We start from the raw sequence: 16,665 nt of genomic DNA, 5'->3' as shown, positions 1-16,665 counted from the left end.
GCTCGGTCAAGGTAAAGTTGTAAAATCTGCTTTTTGCTAAAATTTGCTTCTAGCCAAAGAGCAAGATAAGCTTCTTTGATTTTACGTGTTATGGTTCTTTCGTTTGTTAAAAATAAATTTTTAGCCAATTGTTGTGTGAGAGTTGAACCACCTTGCACCACACCTTTAGCTTGCATATTTTGTGAAATTGCCCGTGTAAGTCCTTGAAAATCAATGCCCCAATGATCAAAAAAACGACGGTCTTCTGTAGCGAGAACCGCTTTAATGACAGTGTCAGGCATTTCTTCAACGGGGACAGAGATTGCCGGCAGTGCACCACGGTGCCCAATGGAATTTCCATAGCGATCTAGAAAAAGAATGGAAAAGTTTTTAGGAGAAGACCAATCTGTTTTGGTCAGTTCAAAAACAGAAATGCCCAAAATAGTGAAAAGAGTAAATCCCATCAACCCTAATGTCAGTATTTCATCGAGAACTTCAACGATAAAACGTTTCCATCCTTGAAGATGAAAATTTTGTGAGACGATTTTTGCCTTTTTCCAGAAAAAACTGTTAGCAGAACGAATGTGATAAAGCGCTGTGTCTAATCGTGCGTCTAATTCAATGAGAGCAGGACTATGAAATGGCTTACGGTGTTGCCCTTTCTTTTTTTTAAAAAAATCAAACATTTAAAGAGAGCCTATGGCAAAGCAATACAACCAAACAAATCTACAATAATTATATGGAGTAGAAGTATTTTTTTTCTATAGTTCTAACAGAAAAAGAATTTGTTTTAGAATTATGCATTTTTTGTAAGATAGTATATTAATATTTTATTATTTTATTGAATAAATTTTATTCTCATTATTAAAAATATTTTTTTGATTTTTTAAAAATTTGGAGTAATGTTAATATGTTCTTCTGTAAGATAGAGGATAAATTGTTTTCATTTGTGATTTTTTAATCGACTAAAAAAAACCATTATTTCTTTTATCCTTTATCAAGGAAGAGAAGAGATGGGTTATTGAAATATTTATGATGAAAAAAAAATTCTTGTTCGTAATAATAGCAGCTTTTTTAGGAGCAGATTCTGTTCTAGCTTCTGGGTGTGCTGAAGTAGGTAAGAAGGCTGCCGCACAAGAGAGCGGGGTTCTCGTCCGTTCAAAACCGGTTGTTCAGGATGGAAAGGACATGTGTGCAATTGTAGTTGTTGTACCAGCCCGTAATGGTGAAAAGTTACGTCGTGTTGAGTTTTTTGTTCCTGCTGATTAGTCTTTAGCAGATGGTGTTGTGATGCGTATCTTAATCGTTGAAGATGATCGGAATCTTCACCATCAATTAGCAGAAGCTGTAAGACGTGCAGGATATGTTTCCGATAGTGCTTTCGATGGTGAAGAGGCTTATTTTTTAGGGAGCACAGAGTCTTACGACGCGGTGATACTTGATATAGGTTTACCGCAGATTGATGGTATTAGTGTTGTTGAAAAGTGGCGTCAAGAAGGGCTCTCCATGCCTGTTTTAATGCTAACGGCGCGAGACCGTTGGTCTGATAAGGTGCGCGGTATTGATGCTGGAGCTGACGATTATGTTGTGAAGCCATTTCATTTGGAGGAGGTGATGGCGCGCTTGCGAGCATTAATTCGTCGCACTACGGGACATGCGACAAGTGCATTATGTTGCGGAAATGTTTTGTTGGATACAAAGACGTCTCGTGTTTTTGTGGATGGTCAATTGATTAAACTAACATCTTATGAATTCAGACTGCTTTCGTATCTCATGCATCATTGTGACAGGGTCATTTCAAGAACAGAGCTTACTGAACATCTTTATGATCAGGATTTTGATAAGGATTCGAATACGGTGGAAGTCTTTGTAGGTCGGTTACGGAAAAAGCTTGGAATGAATTTGATTGAAACTATTCGAGGAATGGGATATCGCGTGAGAACGCGAGGTGATTAATGAATGTTTTTGAAGAGAATAATTGGTATAGGAGGTTCTTTTTTGTAATTACTCGATCTCTCAGTTTACGTGTTATGATCTTATCAACATTATGGGTTGTTATTTCTCTTTTATCGATTTCTGCAGTAAGTATTTTATTTTATAAGCGTTCGACTGAACAAAGCCTAGAGCGTATCCTTTCTGCTCAACTCTACAGTCTTATTGCAACAGTGACGGTGTCATCGGAAGGTACTTTGATAGGAGGGGCTGGGATTGATGATATTCGTTATTCTGATCCAACAACAGGATGGTATTGGGAAGTTGTTGCGATATCCCATAATTTAAAAGGAAGATTGACATCTCCCTCATTGGGAACAGGCGAGATATTTACACCAAGTGATGTTGATATACCTTTTGACAATAAATTCTTTCGCTCTTATCGGATAACGGGGAACAATGGTCAAAAGCTACAAGTGATTGAGAGTGATGTTGTTCTTGATAATAAAAATCATATTGCACGTTTTCGGCTTGTTGGGAATATCGATGAAGCTCATGCCCAGGTAAAGGAATTTAAGCGAACTTTGCAAATTTTTCTTTGGAGTTTCGGTATCGGGAGTGTTCTTATTAATATTGCTATTATTTTCTTTAGTTTTCAACCGTTGAAGCTTATTCGACGTGCATTGAATGATATTCGCGAAGGAAGAGTTCATTATGTGAATACGGATTTAGTAAGCGAAGTGATGCCGCTTGTACAAGAGATGAATGCTCTCATTAATAATAATCAGCGTATTATCGAGCGATTTCGCACACAGGTTGGTAATCTCGCGCATTCATTGAAGACGCCTCTATCCGTGATTATGAATGAGACAGATAAGATGCGCGGAGAAAAGGCTAGTTTGTTGAGAGAGCAAACGCAAATAATGCAAGCTCAAATCAATCATTATCTTCAGCGTGCGCGGATTGCAGCACAATGCGATAGTGTTGTCTATCATACGTCTGTTCGCAGTGTGCTTGAACGCTTGGTGCGGGTTATGAAAAAGCTTAATCCTGAAAAACAAATTCAATTTATTATGGATGTTGATGATATTGTTTTTTCTGGAGAGAAGGAAGATTTAGAAGAAATTATAGGGAATTTGATTGAAAATGCTACTCAGTGGTCTCGCGCAAAGGTTTTGATCTCTTGTTGTTTAGAAGAAAATGCTGAAGAAACAGAATATTTTAGCATCTTTGTAGAAGATGATGGTCCTGGTTTAACAGAAGACAAAATTGATGAAGCATTAAAAAGGGGGCGGCGGTTTAATGAAAGTAAACTAGGGTCAGGCTTAGGGTTAGCAATTGTTTCAGATATGGTCAGTGAATATGGTGGGAATCTCTTTTTATCCCGTTCTGATTTGGGTGGGTTGTATGCAAAAGTTTTATTACCTAAGATGGGAGAATAACATATTTTCTCCTTAAGCAAGAAATGTCTATAAAGTTTGTAAAGCAGTATTTTCAGATAATACATCAAAGAGTAGGGAAACATTGTTTTTAGTTTCTTTGTTTAATTGATATATATAATAGATTTTATAATATTCTCCATGAAAAAATGAATTTTTATTAATTCACATCACTTTTCTCATGAAGAGGATAAAATGTAAGCGAGTTATTCTCTGTTCGTATTGGAAAAAAACGATATGCTCTTATTGATTTTTGCAGCATTTTTTCTGATTTTTCTGGCAAGTGTTCTTTTTCTTTCACTACGTTTTGATGATGAGATAAAAAAAGAATGGAAAGTTCAAACCGTGGATGGTTATAGAAGCCATAAGCGTATGATTGAGTTTAACAAGCTTTATATGCATTATAAAAAAAGAAATATTCTTAAGGCTTTAAGTATCTTGTTTGTTCTCCTTATGACATGGAATATTTATGGGCTGACAGGCAATCCAGAAGTGAAAAGTTATTTTTTTAGCGAATTAATGGATAAGGATCCTCAAACTCTTAGTAAGCAAGAAAAGCTTATTCGTTTACAAGTGCTTTTTTTCCGTGCACCTAATGATGGCAAGCTAGCAGATGCGTTAGCGGTAGGGTATCTCGAAGAAAGCCTTTTTCAAGAAGCAGTGAATACTTATTTAGATGCACTTCGTTTGAATGGAGAAACAGCTCCAAGGCTTGTAGGATACGGTTTAGCATTGGTTGGTTATGAAGGGGGAGTGATAACGCAAGAAGCGCAAAATGCTTTTCAAAAAGCAGCAGATTTAGCGCCAACAGATTTTTATCCACGTTTATTGCTAGCCGATGCATTGCATCAAGCAGGAAAAACTGCACAGGCAGTGCAATTTTTACAAAGCTTTCTTGATACAATGCCTGAAAATTTTTCAGGACAATCACGTGTTAAAAAAATGATGATTCAGTTACGTGATTTATCGAGTAAGCATACAAAGAAAAGAAATCTTGCACCTATGTAGAAGATGTGCAAAGCTCTTAAAAAATAAAATATTGATACTTAATTATAACGTATTTAAAATTTTTTCGCAGAGTGTCTATGAACAGTCAATCTTTAAAGAATTCTGCCTCATGGAAGGTTATTTTAGAGCAGCGAAAAAAAAAGCGCTTACTGATCATATTATTATGTTGTTTGGTTATGACAATTGCAGCAAGTCTCATAGTGTATGCAATGCGTCATGCGGTCAGTTTTTTTAGAATGCCCTCTGAAATTACAAGAGAAGATATTTTAACGGAGCGCCCTTTGCGTTTGGGTGGCTTTGTTGAAAAGGGAACTGTTCAATATGTTGGAGAGAGAGGCGTTGTTTTTTTTGTAACGGATAACAAAAAACATGAAAAAGTAGTTTTCAATGGTGCCTTACCGGATCTTTTTCGTGAAGGTCAGGGGGTGATCGTAGAAGGGCATTTCGATAAACAGGGCTTTTTTATAGGGATGCGTATTTTAGCAAAACATGATGAAACTTATATGCCTAAAGAAACAGCTGATCGTTTGAAAAAACATTACATTATGGAGAAATAATTCGATTGTGCTTGTCGAACTGGGTCATATTTTTTTAGCTGCAGCATTTTCAGTAAGCTTATTAGGGGCATTTTTACCTGCTTTAGGTTTTTGGTGGAGAGAGCGTTTGTTAATGCAAACAGTTGTTCCTCTAACATATATCACTTTTACATTACTGCTTTTATCTTTTTTAGTGATAATTTATGCTTATGTCGTATCTGATTTTTCTGTTTTGAACGTTGTTGAGAATTCTCATTCAGAAAAACCGATGCTCTATAAAATTACAGGTGTTTGGGGCAACCACGAAGGCTCTATGTTGTTATGGGTTTTAAGTCTTGCTTTTTTTAGCGCATTGATGGCTTTTTTTAGCCAACATTTGCCAGAAGATTTTAAGACGCTTGTTTTAATTTGCCAAAGTTGGATTACAACTGCTTTTCTTTTATTTATTCTTTTTGTATCCAATCCATTTTTACGCGTAAATCCACCAGCATTGCAGGGAAATGGTCTCAATCCTCTTTTACAAGATATCGCATTAGCAATTCATCCACCGCTACTTTATTTAGGTTATGTCGGTTTTTCACTTTGTTTTTCTTTTGCCGTTGCGGCATTGATTATGGGACAGGTTGATAGAATTTGGGCGCGTGGGATTCGTCCGTGGCTTTTACTTGCTTGGTGTTTTTTGACATTGGGTATTATGGTTGGCTCTTATTGGGCTTATTATGAGCTAGGATGGGGGGGGTATTGGTTTTGGGATCCTGTTGAAAATGTTTCGTTTATGCCGTGGCTTTCAGGAACGGCTCTTTTACATTCTGCTCTTGTTCTCGAAAAACGAGAAATATTGAAAAGTTGGACTCTGTTTTTAGCGCTGCTTACTTTTTCCCTTTCTCTGATGGGAACTTTTCTTGTGCGTTCTGGGCTTTTAGTTTCTGTTCATAGTTTTGCTGTTGATCCAGCACGCGGGCAAGCAATTCTTGCTCTTTTATTTTTTTTTACGGGAGCTGCTTTTCTTCTTTTTGCTTTGCGTACCCCTATTTTAAAAACAGAAAGATTTTTTCAACCAATTTCACGTGAAGGGTTTATTGTTTTAAATAACTTGTTACTGACAACAATAACAGCAACAGTATTGATTGGTACGCTTTATCCTTATTTTATTGAGATATTAACAGGGCAAAAAATTTCTGTAGGGGCTGCTTTTTTTAATCTTACCTGTGGACCGCTAATGGTTTTGCTGTTGTTGTTTGTTCCATTTGGGACAATGATGGCATGGAAACGCGGTGATTTTCTTGCAGTTTTTGAACGCTTGTGGTTTGTTTTTGTATTGGTTGGTATCGTCTGTTTTATAATATTCTATGCGACATCTGTGCGTGATATTTTTGCAGTTTTAGGGATTGGGCTTTCAGCGTTTGTTTTTTTAGGCAGTTTAGCGGATCTATGGGGAAAGAGTGGATATGGCAAGAGAGCTTTTTCAGTACGCGTTAAGAGATTTCTTGGATTGCCATGGTCTACTTTTGGTGCAGCAATAGCACATATGGGATTAGGCGTTACATTATTTGGTATTGTTTGCGTAGCAAGTTTTGGGCAAGAACGTATTTTAATCATGAACGTAGGGGATAGGGTGACGATAGCGGATAAAACGCTTCATTTTGATGCAGTGTATGATGGTGTTGGTTCGAATTATTCGACAATGGAGTTTTATTTTAAAATATATGAAAATAAAAACATTGTAGGTCATGTAACAGCCTCAAAGCGATTTTATTCAAGCCAAAATACATCAATAACAGAAGTTGGTCTTAAAAATCATGGCTTATCACAGCTATATATTGTACCGGGACATATTGATAATCGGGGTCTCGTTGTGCACGTATGGTGGAAGCCTTATGTAATATGTATTTGGTTAGGGGCATTCATGATGGCTATGGGGGGATGTCTTTCTCTTTTGGGGTATTGGTTTCGCATTGGCATGTACAATAGGGTAGTGCTTGCTTTAAATTTTTGGAAAAGACATTGAGATGAAAAAAATTCTTTGGATTGTATTTTTTTTAATTGCAACGTTTCCTTTTCGATTAGCAATAGCAGTAGAGCCGGATGAGATTTTAAAGAATAAGATTCTTGAAGCGCGAGCACGCCATATTTCATCGCATTTACGTTGTCCTGTTTGTCAAAATCAATCAATTGATGATTCAGATTCTGCTTTAGCACGTGATTTACGGCTTTTAATTCGGGAAAGGCTAAAAATGGGCTATAGTAATCAGCAAGTCACTGACTTTCTTGTTGAGCGATATGGTGAATTTATTCTCTTGAAACCACCATTGAATAAGATAACTTGGTTTTTATGGTTCTCGCCTTTGATCATTATTATCATTGGCGTAAGTATCATATTTTTCCACTTCAAACGAAATAATCATGAGTTATGTGAATGAAAAAGAACAGTCAAAAATGTCATTGCATTAAAAAAAATGTTACATAAAAGAAAAAAATCAGATCATCTGCAATGAGCAGACAATCTTATTGTAATTATATTAGGGAATACTGAAACCTTACAAAACTTTAATAATTTAGACAGAAAACGGTAAGGTCTGGTATTTTATAAGTGATCGGAATTGAAATAAAGGTATGATTGAATAGGAGCATAGAATAAATGGTTAAAAAGGCTTTCTTTAGAACATTTGTCGCAGTGAGTTTTTCTGCGATATTGGAAAGTGCACTGTTTTTTAGTGGATGTACATCAAGCTTGTGGATGACAAAGGCTCATGCAAGTTCTGTATTTACTTCGTTAATGCAACAACAGGGATTTGCCGATATTGTTGCTCAAGTGAAACCAGCCGTTGTAGCAGTACAAGTAAAGAGCAATAAAAAGAAAGAAGATAGGTTCTTTAGCAACTTTTTTAGTGGTCCAGGACTTGATCAATTACCAGATCAGCATCCTTTAAAAAGATTTTTTAAAGAGTTTTATGATTTTGATAAACCTAAAAATAAATTTCCGCACCAATCGCAGAGACTCCGTCCTGTTGCTTTTGGATCGGGTTTTTTTATTTCGTCTGATGGTTACATTGTGACCAATGATCATGTGATTTCTGACGGAACAAGTTATACTGTTGTTCTTGATGATGGTACAGAATTGAACGCAAAGCTCATTGGGAAAGACCCCAAAACCGACCTTGCCGTATTAAAAGTGAATGATAAAAGAAAATTTTCTTATGTTGATTTTGGTGATGATTCAAAGCTTCGTGTTGGGGATTGGGTTGTTGCCATTGGGAATCCATTTGGTCTTGGTGGAACTGTGACAGCAGGTATTGTTTCTGCACGTGGACGTGATATTGGCACTGGTGTGTACGATGATTTTATTCAGATTGATGCTGCTGTTAATAGAGGAAACTCTGGTGGTCCAACGTTTGATCTTAATGGAAAGGTTGTTGGGGTTAATACAGCAATTTTTTCTCCTTCTGGAGGAAATGTTGGGATTGCTTTTGCTATTCCAGCAGCGACTGTAAAACAGGTTGTACAACAACTTATTGAAAAAGGTTCAGTTCAACGTGGTTGGTTAGGTGTTCAGATTCAGCCGGTAACAAAGGAGATTTCCGATTCAATAGGATTGAAAGAAGCCAAAGGTGCTTTGGTTACTGATCCGTTAAAAGGACCGGCAGAAAAGGCTGGTATTAAAGCGGGTGATGTAATTATTTCAGTGAATAATGAAAAAGTTGCTGATGCGCGTGAGCTGGCGAAACGTATTGCAAATATTAAACCAGGAGAAATGGTAACCATAGGGATTTGGAGATCAGGTAAGGAGGAGAGTATAAAGGTTAAACTCGCTTCAATGTCTGAAGATGAAAGTAAGAAAGAGACTTCAAAATATTCAAATGGACAGAGTGATTTAGATGAAACATTGGAAGATTATGGTTTGATTGTTATGCCTTCTGATGATGGTGTAGGGGTTGTCGTAACGGATGTCGATACCGATTCAGATGCTGCAGATAAAGGGATACGCCCTGGTGATATCATTGTGACAGTAAATAATAAACCAGTTAAACGAGTCTCTGATATTATTAACACAATCAAAAATGCTCAGCAGTTAGGACGAAAGGCTATACTCTTACAAGTGCGAACAAATGATCAAAATCGTTTTGTTGCTCTTCCAATTTTCAAAAAATAAAGCTTTAGTTGTAGGACAAATATTTATTAAACATTTGTCCTACAACATAATAAAATAATGGAGATACGTTTTATGAAGATACTCGTTATTGAAGATGATCATGAGACGGGGCATTATCTCGAAAAAGCATTTTTGGAAGTAGGGCATTCTGTTGATGTTGCTTATGATGGAGATACGGGATACGCTTTAGCAACCACGGAAAATTATGACGTTATGGTTGTTGACCGAATGCTTTTGCATCGTGATGGTCTTTCTATTATTGCTGAATTGCGCGCTAAAGGCAATGAAACACCGGTTCTTATTCTGTCTGCTTTAGGGCAAGTTAATGATCGTGTAACGGGGCTGCGTGCAGGGGGAGATGATTATTTGACAAAGCCTTATGCTTTTTCTGAACTTCTTGCGCGTGTTGAAGTTTTACAACGGCGGAAAAATCCTAAAGAAGCAGAAACTGTTTACTGTGTAGGTAATCTTGAGCTTGATCGGTTAGCACATACGGTAAAACGAGGTGATAGAAACATTCTATTGCAACCACGAGAGTTTCGTTTACTTGAATATTTGATGCGTTATGCGGGGCAGGTTGTTACACGCACTATGCTTTTGGAAAACGTTTGGAATTACCATTTTGATCCACAAACGAATGTCATTGATGTCCATATCTCTCGTTTGAGAGCCAAAATTGAAAAAGATTTTGATGTTCCCCTTCTCCATACAGTGCGTGGAGCTGGATATATGCTGAAAGTACCAGATAACAAAGCATGAATCGTTTGATTAATATAATGCGCACGACGGCGCTAAGGCTTTCAGCACTTTACATTTTATTGTTTGGATTGGTGGCAACAGGACTTTCTATTTATATGACGGCATTTTCTGCTTCATTGTTAACAGAGCAAACTGAACAGGCTTTACATGAAGAATTAAAGTATATTGAAAATGCTTATAATTATGGAGGATTATCCTTATTAATGCGCACTATTGATTATCGTTCAAGACAACCAGGAGCATTTCTTTATCTTGTTACAGATTCTATGGGGCGTATTTTAGCAGGAAATGTAGCACGTATTGAATTAGGTCTTTTGAATCAGAGTGGTTTTATTTCTACCTCTTTTTTGTATTCCCGTTTTGGAGAACATGGCAAAACAAGTGAACATCGCGCTTTGGCGGTTATTGTTGATTTACCTAATGCTATGAAGATTCTTATAGGACGTGATTTGGATGAGCCAGAACGTTTTGCTGTTGTTATTCGCAAAGCTGTGATCATTGCACTTGCTGCAATGGTTGGAGGCGCTTTACTCATATGGTTTTTTGTTGGCAGGAGAGCTTTACAAAGGATTGATCATGTAACGGCTGCATCACAGCGCTTGATGGATGGTGATTTCAGTGGGCGTTTACCTGTTTCTGGAGTAGGGGATGAGTTTGATCGATTGTCAACCAATCTTAATGTTATGTTAGACCGCATTGAAGAGTTAAATATTGGTTTACGTCAAGTATCAGATAATATTGCTCATGATCTGAAAACGCCGTTAACGCGTCTTAGAAATCGCGCTGAAGAAGCGCTTTCAGGAAATAAGACAAAGCTTGAATATCGTCAGGTCCTTGATAGGGTTATTGCAGAATCAGATCAACTTATTTGTACGTTCAATGCGATTTTAATGATTTCACGTATTGAGGCCAGCAGTGCAATTGAACATCTTGAAATGATGAATATGAAACTGATCCTTGAGGATGCTGTTGAGCTTTACGAACCTTTTGCTGAAGAGTCAGGTGTTTTACTTCAGTTGGGAGATATATTTGATAAAGAGCTAAAATTGAATCGTGAGCTTGTTGCGCAATCAATTTTTAATCTTATAGATAATGCAATTAAATATGCGCCTAAAGGCGGAAGGCAAGCGAAGGTTTGCTTATCAATGGAATATCGTGATGAACATTTATTAGTTGTTGTGAGCGATAATGGACCAGGAATAGCAGAGGATAAACGTGAAAAAGTGACAGAACGATTTGTTCGTCTTGAAGAAAGCCGCACACAACCTGGGTTTGGGATTGGTTTAAGTATAGCAAAAGCGGTTATGAAGCTTCACGGGGGTGAATTGTTACTTGAAAATGCAAATCCAGGGCTTAGGGCTGTTTTGTTATTTCCTTAAAGATATTTTTCTTCACTTTCATACGTAACAACTATTTTAAAAGTATAAAGCAATAGAAAGGAAAGCAAAATGCTTTTCAAGGGAGCACAGATGAAACAAGCTTTTTTAAAAACACAGCTTCTCCCTTTATGTCCTCTCGATAAAAGTGGTTCCCAATGGTTAAAAGACATGGAAGAACAAGCAAGGAAAGAAGGTTTAGAATCGCTTGTTTCCATCATTTCAGAGAGTGGAACGCAGATTGATTTTATCAGTTCGGTTATGACCTTATCTCCTTTTTTGCGTGAGGTTTTAATTGCCAACACACCATATCTTAGTGCTTTATTAAATGTTGATATAGAAACAAGGCTGAGCGAAATTATAGATGATATTACAGCTATTGATAAGGATGAAGCTATAAATGAAACTTCATTGATGGCTGCTTTAAGGCGCAAAAAACGAGAAGCGCATGTTCTTATTGCTTTAGCTGATTTGGGTGGTGTTTTTACTTACGAAGTTTCATGTGCTTGGTTGACACGTTTGGGCGAAGCAGCATTAAGTGTAGCACTACGTTTTCTATTAAGAGAAGCGCATGATCATGGTAAGATCAATTTATTAAGCCGTGAGAATCCAGAAAAAGACTGTGGTTTAATTATTTTAGGGATGGGAAAGTTAGGAGCAGGGGAACTTAATTATTCTTCTGATATTGATCTTATTGTTTTCATTGATGAAACATCATCTCATATTGGTAATCTTTCTGAAAGTGTTAACGTATTTTCTAAAATGGTACGCCGATTAATCCGTATCATTCAAGAACGCACTGCGGAAGGATATGTTTTTCGTCTTGATTTTCGTCTTCGTCCAGATCCAGGTTCAACCCCTTTGGCCTTACCAGTAAGGACTGCATTGCGTTATTACGAAGGGCGTGGGCAAAATTGGGAACGAGCAGCCATGATTAAAGCACGTCCAGTTGCTGGTGATAAGAGGGCAGGTTTTAACTTTCTCAAAGAGCTTTTTCCCTATGTGTGGCGGAAATATTTAGATTATGCTGCTATTGCTGATATTCATTCGATCAAACGTCAAATTCATGCGCATAAAAATTACGGTCAAATTGCAGCTTATGGGCATAATATAAAGTTAGGTCGTGGTGGTATTCGTGAGATTGAGTTTTTTGTTCAGACACAGCAGCTCATTGCTGGTGGACGTTTTCCTCAATTACGTGGACGTCAGACAGTTGCAATGTTAGCAGAACTTCACACGCTTGGTTGGATCAGTGAGAAAACGAGAAATAGCCTTATAAAAAGTTATGCATTTCTTCGAAATGTGGAACATCGTATTCAAATGCTTTTCGATGAACAAACACATCTTCTTCCAAATGATACAGCTCAATTCACGAGTGTTGCCTATTTAATGGGTTATCAAGACAGGAGCAGTTTTATCCGTGATTTATTAAAAACACTTCAGGTTGTTGAAAAACATTATGCTGCACTGTTTGAGAATGAGCAAGAACTTGGTTTAGAAATTGGTAATTTAGTTTTTACCGGTGAAGAAGATGATCCGGAGACATTAATAACGTTAAGCCGTTTAGGCTTCGAAAGAGCAAGTGATATTTGTCGTATTATGCGCACGCTCCATTTTGGTCGTTATAAAGCAACGCAATCAGCCGAAGCACGCGAGAGATTAACGGAATTAACACCAGCTCTTTTGAAAGCTTTTGGTGGGACAAAACGAGCTGATGAGGCGATGTTGCGTTTTGATGGTTTTTTACAGGGCTTACCTTCAGGAATTCAGCTTTTTAGTCTTTTGCAGTCTAATCCCTCTCTTTTGGATATGCTTGTCCTTATTATGGGTGCTGCTCCACGTCTTGCAGAAATTATTACACGCAGATCCCATGTTTTTGATGGAATGTTAGATCCGAATATTCTTTCAGAATTACCGACCAAAACGTACTTAGAAAAACGGCTTGAATATTTTCTTGAAAATGTTCTTTCTTATGAGGAAATTCTTGACCATTTAAGGATTTTTGCAGATGAACAACGTTTTTTGATTGGTATTCGAATTTTAAACGGTACAATTACAGGAGAAAGAGCGGGTTTTGCTTTTACTGCGCTTGCTGATCTTATGATTACAAAAACATTTGCTACCGTTCAAGAGGAATTTTCTCGTCTTCATGGTCGTATTAAAGGAGGGCGTGTTGGCATATTGGGTATGGGGAAGCTTGGAAGTCGCGAATTAACAGCAGATTCCGATGTTGACCTCGTTTTGCTTTATGAACACGATGATGATGCAGAAATATCTGATGGAGAAAAGCCTCTTTATATCTCTCAATATTATACGCGTTTAGCACAGCGCCTCGTTTCTGCTTTATCCACTCTTACAAGCCAAGGTATTCTTTATGTCGTTGATTTAAGGTTACGGCCATTAGGCAATAAAGGACCTATTGCTGTTTCTTTTCCATTTTTTAAAAAGTATTATCGCCAAGAAGCATGGATATGGGAATATCTTGCTTTAACAAGGGCTCGAGGCATTGCAGGAGACCCTGATTTTTTACAAAAGCTAGAAAATGAAGTGTGTGCAATTATTGCTATTTCTCGTGATAAGAAGGAAGTTGCAAAAGAAGTATGTGAAATGCGTGCCTTGATTGCAAAAGAAAAGCCGCCAAAAAATCAATGGGATTTAAAAACGATGTCTGGTGGCATTATGGATTTGGAGTTTATTGCTCAATTTTCTCTTATTACGCATGTCATTGAGTTTCAAATTGGAGCGACGACAGCGGATATTTTAGATCACTTACCAAACAGTTTTCTTAATCAGTCATGTATTGCTGATTTACATTATGCCTATCGTCTTTATACAAATTTGAGTCAAATTATACGGCTTTGCTTAAATGATTCTCTTGATCCCAATGACATGCCACCTGGATTAAGTGACCTTTTGTTGAATAGTGTTGGGGAACCTGATTTGCTTCGTGTTGAAAAATTAATTGCAGAAACTGGGCAATTGGTCTGTTCAGTTTTTACAAAAATCATGAAATATTAAAATAATTCTATAAGAATAAATAAAAATTATTAATTCCATTTTTATATATTAATTTTTGTCTTTCATTTCATAGACGCTTGAGAGGGTTAGAGTGAAGTTCTCTACTGTTTTTTCAAGTGTGATGAAAAAATTCTCCATTCTAGGTATCATTCTTTATACAAAAAGCGGTGAGTGATTAATTTAGTGAATCATATTTTTTATGAGCGTTATCTCATTTTTTCAAAAAATTGACATTATAATTATTTATATAATTCCAAGTAATAATGATCAATATGAAGCTATAAAAGCTACTATAGATTAATAGCTTCTGGAAATTATAAATAATATTTAAGCTTTATTTAAAACTAATTTTAATTTTTTAATGTGTCATTTTTGCTATAGATTTTTTCAAAAAATTGTGAAACGATTTATCATTATTTATGTATCACATTAGCTTTTAGGGGAGCAATTATGATTACAAAGTATTTAGCCTCAACATCTATATTTTCTTTAATTTCAATTTCTGTAGTACAGGCGTCGGATATCGTTATTCCTGAACAACCTGTTCCTGTTATTCCAGCACCTGCTTTGTCTTGGACAGGATTTTATCTTGGAGGACAGATTGGTAACTTTTCAGGTAAAACAACTGCAAGTTATTTAAAACATGAGACAGGGATATGGAATCCAATTGGAAAGGAGAATTTACCTAAACTTTCTGGTTTTATCGGGGGAGTTTATGCAGGTTCCAATATTGATATCGATAATAGTTTTATTATAGGTATTGATACAGATATTATGTGGTTTGGTAAAAAGGATTCTAAAGATGTCAATCTACCGAAAAAAAGTCCAACTGAAGAAACACCAAAACTTGTAGAAAAAACAAGTCTAACAAGAGATTTGCATGAGGAGGATTCGACAACACCTATTAAAGCTGTACGTCATACTTTAAAACAAAAATGGGCTGGTGCTACACGGGTGAGAGTTGGTTTTGCGATTGAGCGTATGATGCCTTATATTTCTGGAGGGATTGCTTATACGCAGCTTCAGAATATTTTTGCGGCAGTAGCTGATAGCAAAAATGGAGAAGTTGATTTTTCTGATTGGTTGCATGATGAAAAAAAGACCATGATTGGTTATACCCTTGGAGGTGGTATTGATTTTGCAATGACTGATAATATTATTGTACGTGCAGAATATCGTTATTCAGATTTTGGCAAAAAGAAGTTCATACAGGATAAATTTGAAATGGGCTACAAGACAAATGATTTTCGTGTGGGTGTAGCTTATAAATTTTAATTTTTTGCAGAATTAAACACTTCAAAAGTCTCATTTTCGAATGAGGCTTTTATTTTTCAGATATGTTCTAGTAAATATCCTTTACTCAAAAGAGCTACTATTTTATTCGAACAATACTTTGATTTGTAAACATAAATTACTTTTTGTCATGTTGAGTGAGAGACCCAAGTGTCATAAGATTTTCTCATTTTAATTGAACCGATCAAAACCATGTCTTTTGCACGTCAAAAAGAGGGGGGCGTCGTGAGATAAAAACATTAAAGAAAGAATAAAAATGCTTCTTATGAACCATTTTAAGTGCTAAAGGCTGTCGCTACATTAGGGGGTGGCAAAGTGTGAGATTTTGATACTAGCTTGCTTTTCCATAAACGTGAAGATGGTGTTGCTAAATGGACTTAACATTACATCATTCATAGGTACCGTCGGGAAATGGGTTTGGGTGCTTTAAAAGATGCTTTTTTAAACCAACATGTGAATTGGCAAGCTAATGGCATTTTATTTTATTTGAAAGATTTTTCATACAATCAACTTTTCTGTTTTGCGGTATCGTAAAATATTTTATTTAATAACAAAAAGCTCGCAAAAAAACTCTAAAGAACGTAAAATTACATCCGCAATATAATTCAATAATAAAATAATTATAAAGAGTATTATAAAGTGATTTATAGGAAAAAATAGAGAGAAAATTAGGAATTTATTGAGACATAAAAAACATTATTACCTATGTCTGTTATCGAAATATAATCTATTATTTTCCTAATTTTTTAATGTACGATAATAAATTTCGAGTGAAATAGTAATGGATCATTTCAAATCTATTTACGATAAATCAATCAACATCATTTGTTTATGAATCACAAGTAGGTTGGGTTATTTAAATTATATACTTTAGTTATTATTTGGCTTTTTTAGCCATTGATTTTCAGGTATAGAAGCTGAATGAGCTTCTCTATTATTCTATAAAATATCATCATTGTAATATTATAAGGATTTTACGCATTAGATGCTTTTGGAGGAGTGGATGATGAAATTCAAAGCAGGGTTTATGTGTAGAGCTTTGTGAAGTAAATCACATGCGCAATTAGCAGCTGGAACCCGTGAGACAAGAATCCGAATTATTTATAAATCAGATGTGGTAGAATTTTCGTCCTTTAGAGCGGGAAGGAAGAAAACCGATAAGTTTGTAAAAAGCT

Annotated in this window: 13 protein-coding genes; 12 read left to right on the top strand and 1 reads right to left on the bottom strand. The window is 36.2% G+C overall.

The window, feature by feature from the left end:
• Window positions 1-665, bottom strand: a 665-nt coding sequence (locus tag ACFIL8_RS03020; RefSeq protein WP_375688877.1) for a transglycosylase domain-containing protein, incomplete at its 3' end; no start/stop codon positions are given.
• 346 nt (window positions 666-1,011) lie between these two features.
• Here ACFIL8_RS03020 and ACFIL8_RS03015 point away from each other — a divergent pair.
• From ACFIL8_RS03015 to ACFIL8_RS02960, 12 genes are all read left to right on the top strand, one after another.
• The gene (locus tag ACFIL8_RS03015) at window positions 1,012-1,248 is read left to right on the top strand and encodes a hypothetical protein (protein ID WP_273723886.1); all 237 of its coding nucleotides are present in this window, start codon (window positions 1,012-1,014) and stop codon (window positions 1,246-1,248) included.
• A 21-nt stretch (window positions 1,249-1,269) separates the two neighbouring features.
• A complete protein-coding gene (locus ACFIL8_RS03010) occupies window positions 1,270-1,935 on the top strand; it encodes a response regulator transcription factor (protein ID WP_375638063.1) in 666 nt (221 codons plus the stop codon).
• Entirely contained in the window at window positions 1,935-3,353 is a 1,419-nt protein-coding gene (locus tag ACFIL8_RS03005; protein WP_375611158.1) for an ATP-binding protein, read from the top strand. The genes ACFIL8_RS03010 and ACFIL8_RS03005 overlap by 1 nt, the downstream gene beginning before the upstream one ends.
• A 234-nt stretch (window positions 3,354-3,587) precedes the next feature.
• A complete protein-coding gene (locus ACFIL8_RS03000; protein WP_375638064.1) occupies window positions 3,588-4,358 on the top strand; it encodes a tetratricopeptide repeat protein in 771 nt (256 codons plus the stop codon).
• A 77-nt stretch (window positions 4,359-4,435) separates the two neighbouring features.
• Window positions 4,436-4,915 (top strand): cytochrome c maturation protein CcmE, encoded by a 480-nt coding sequence (gene ccmE / locus ACFIL8_RS02995; protein WP_375611160.1) that lies wholly within the window; start codon window positions 4,436-4,438, stop codon window positions 4,913-4,915.
• A gap of 7 nt (window positions 4,916-4,922) precedes the next feature.
• A complete protein-coding gene (locus ACFIL8_RS02990; RefSeq protein ID WP_375640254.1) occupies window positions 4,923-6,902 on the top strand; it encodes a heme lyase CcmF/NrfE family subunit in 1,980 nt (659 codons plus the stop codon).
• A gap of 1 nt (window position 6,903) precedes the next feature.
• Window positions 6,904-7,314 (top strand): cytochrome c-type biogenesis protein CcmH, encoded by a 411-nt coding sequence (locus tag ACFIL8_RS02985; protein ID WP_375628209.1) that lies wholly within the window; start codon window positions 6,904-6,906, stop codon window positions 7,312-7,314.
• Between the two features lie 218 nt (window positions 7,315-7,532).
• Window positions 7,533-9,044 carry a Do family serine endopeptidase gene (locus ACFIL8_RS02980; protein WP_375668224.1) on the top strand — a complete coding sequence of 504 codons (1,512 nt, stop codon included), beginning with the start codon at window positions 7,533-7,535 and terminating at the stop codon, window positions 9,042-9,044.
• 72 nt (window positions 9,045-9,116) lie between these two features.
• Window positions 9,117-9,803 (top strand): response regulator transcription factor, encoded by a 687-nt coding sequence (locus tag ACFIL8_RS02975; RefSeq protein ID WP_273791552.1) that lies wholly within the window; start codon window positions 9,117-9,119, stop codon window positions 9,801-9,803.
• Window positions 9,800-11,182 (top strand): ATP-binding protein, encoded by a 1,383-nt coding sequence (locus ACFIL8_RS02970; RefSeq protein WP_375652306.1) that lies wholly within the window; start codon window positions 9,800-9,802, stop codon window positions 11,180-11,182. The genes ACFIL8_RS02975 and ACFIL8_RS02970 overlap by 4 nt, the downstream gene beginning before the upstream one ends.
• 90 nt (window positions 11,183-11,272) lie before the next feature.
• Window positions 11,273-14,197, top strand: a complete 2,925-nt coding sequence (locus ACFIL8_RS02965) for a bifunctional [glutamine synthetase] adenylyltransferase/[glutamine synthetase]-adenylyl-L-tyrosine phosphorylase (RefSeq protein ID WP_375688875.1) — start codon at window positions 11,273-11,275, stop codon at window positions 14,195-14,197.
• A gap of 450 nt (window positions 14,198-14,647) precedes the next feature.
• Entirely contained in the window at window positions 14,648-15,472 is an 825-nt protein-coding gene (locus tag ACFIL8_RS02960; RefSeq protein WP_375612993.1) for an outer membrane protein, read from the top strand.
• Window positions 15,473-16,665: the final 1,193 nt, after the last annotated feature.

It is taken from the genome of Bartonella sp. AP57NXGY (genome assembly GCF_042195805.1).
Taxonomy (GTDB): Bacteria; Pseudomonadota; Alphaproteobacteria; order Rhizobiales; family Rhizobiaceae; genus Bartonella.
Note: the sequence above shows the minus strand (reverse complement) of the source record. Positions and strands in the feature narration are given on the sequence as shown.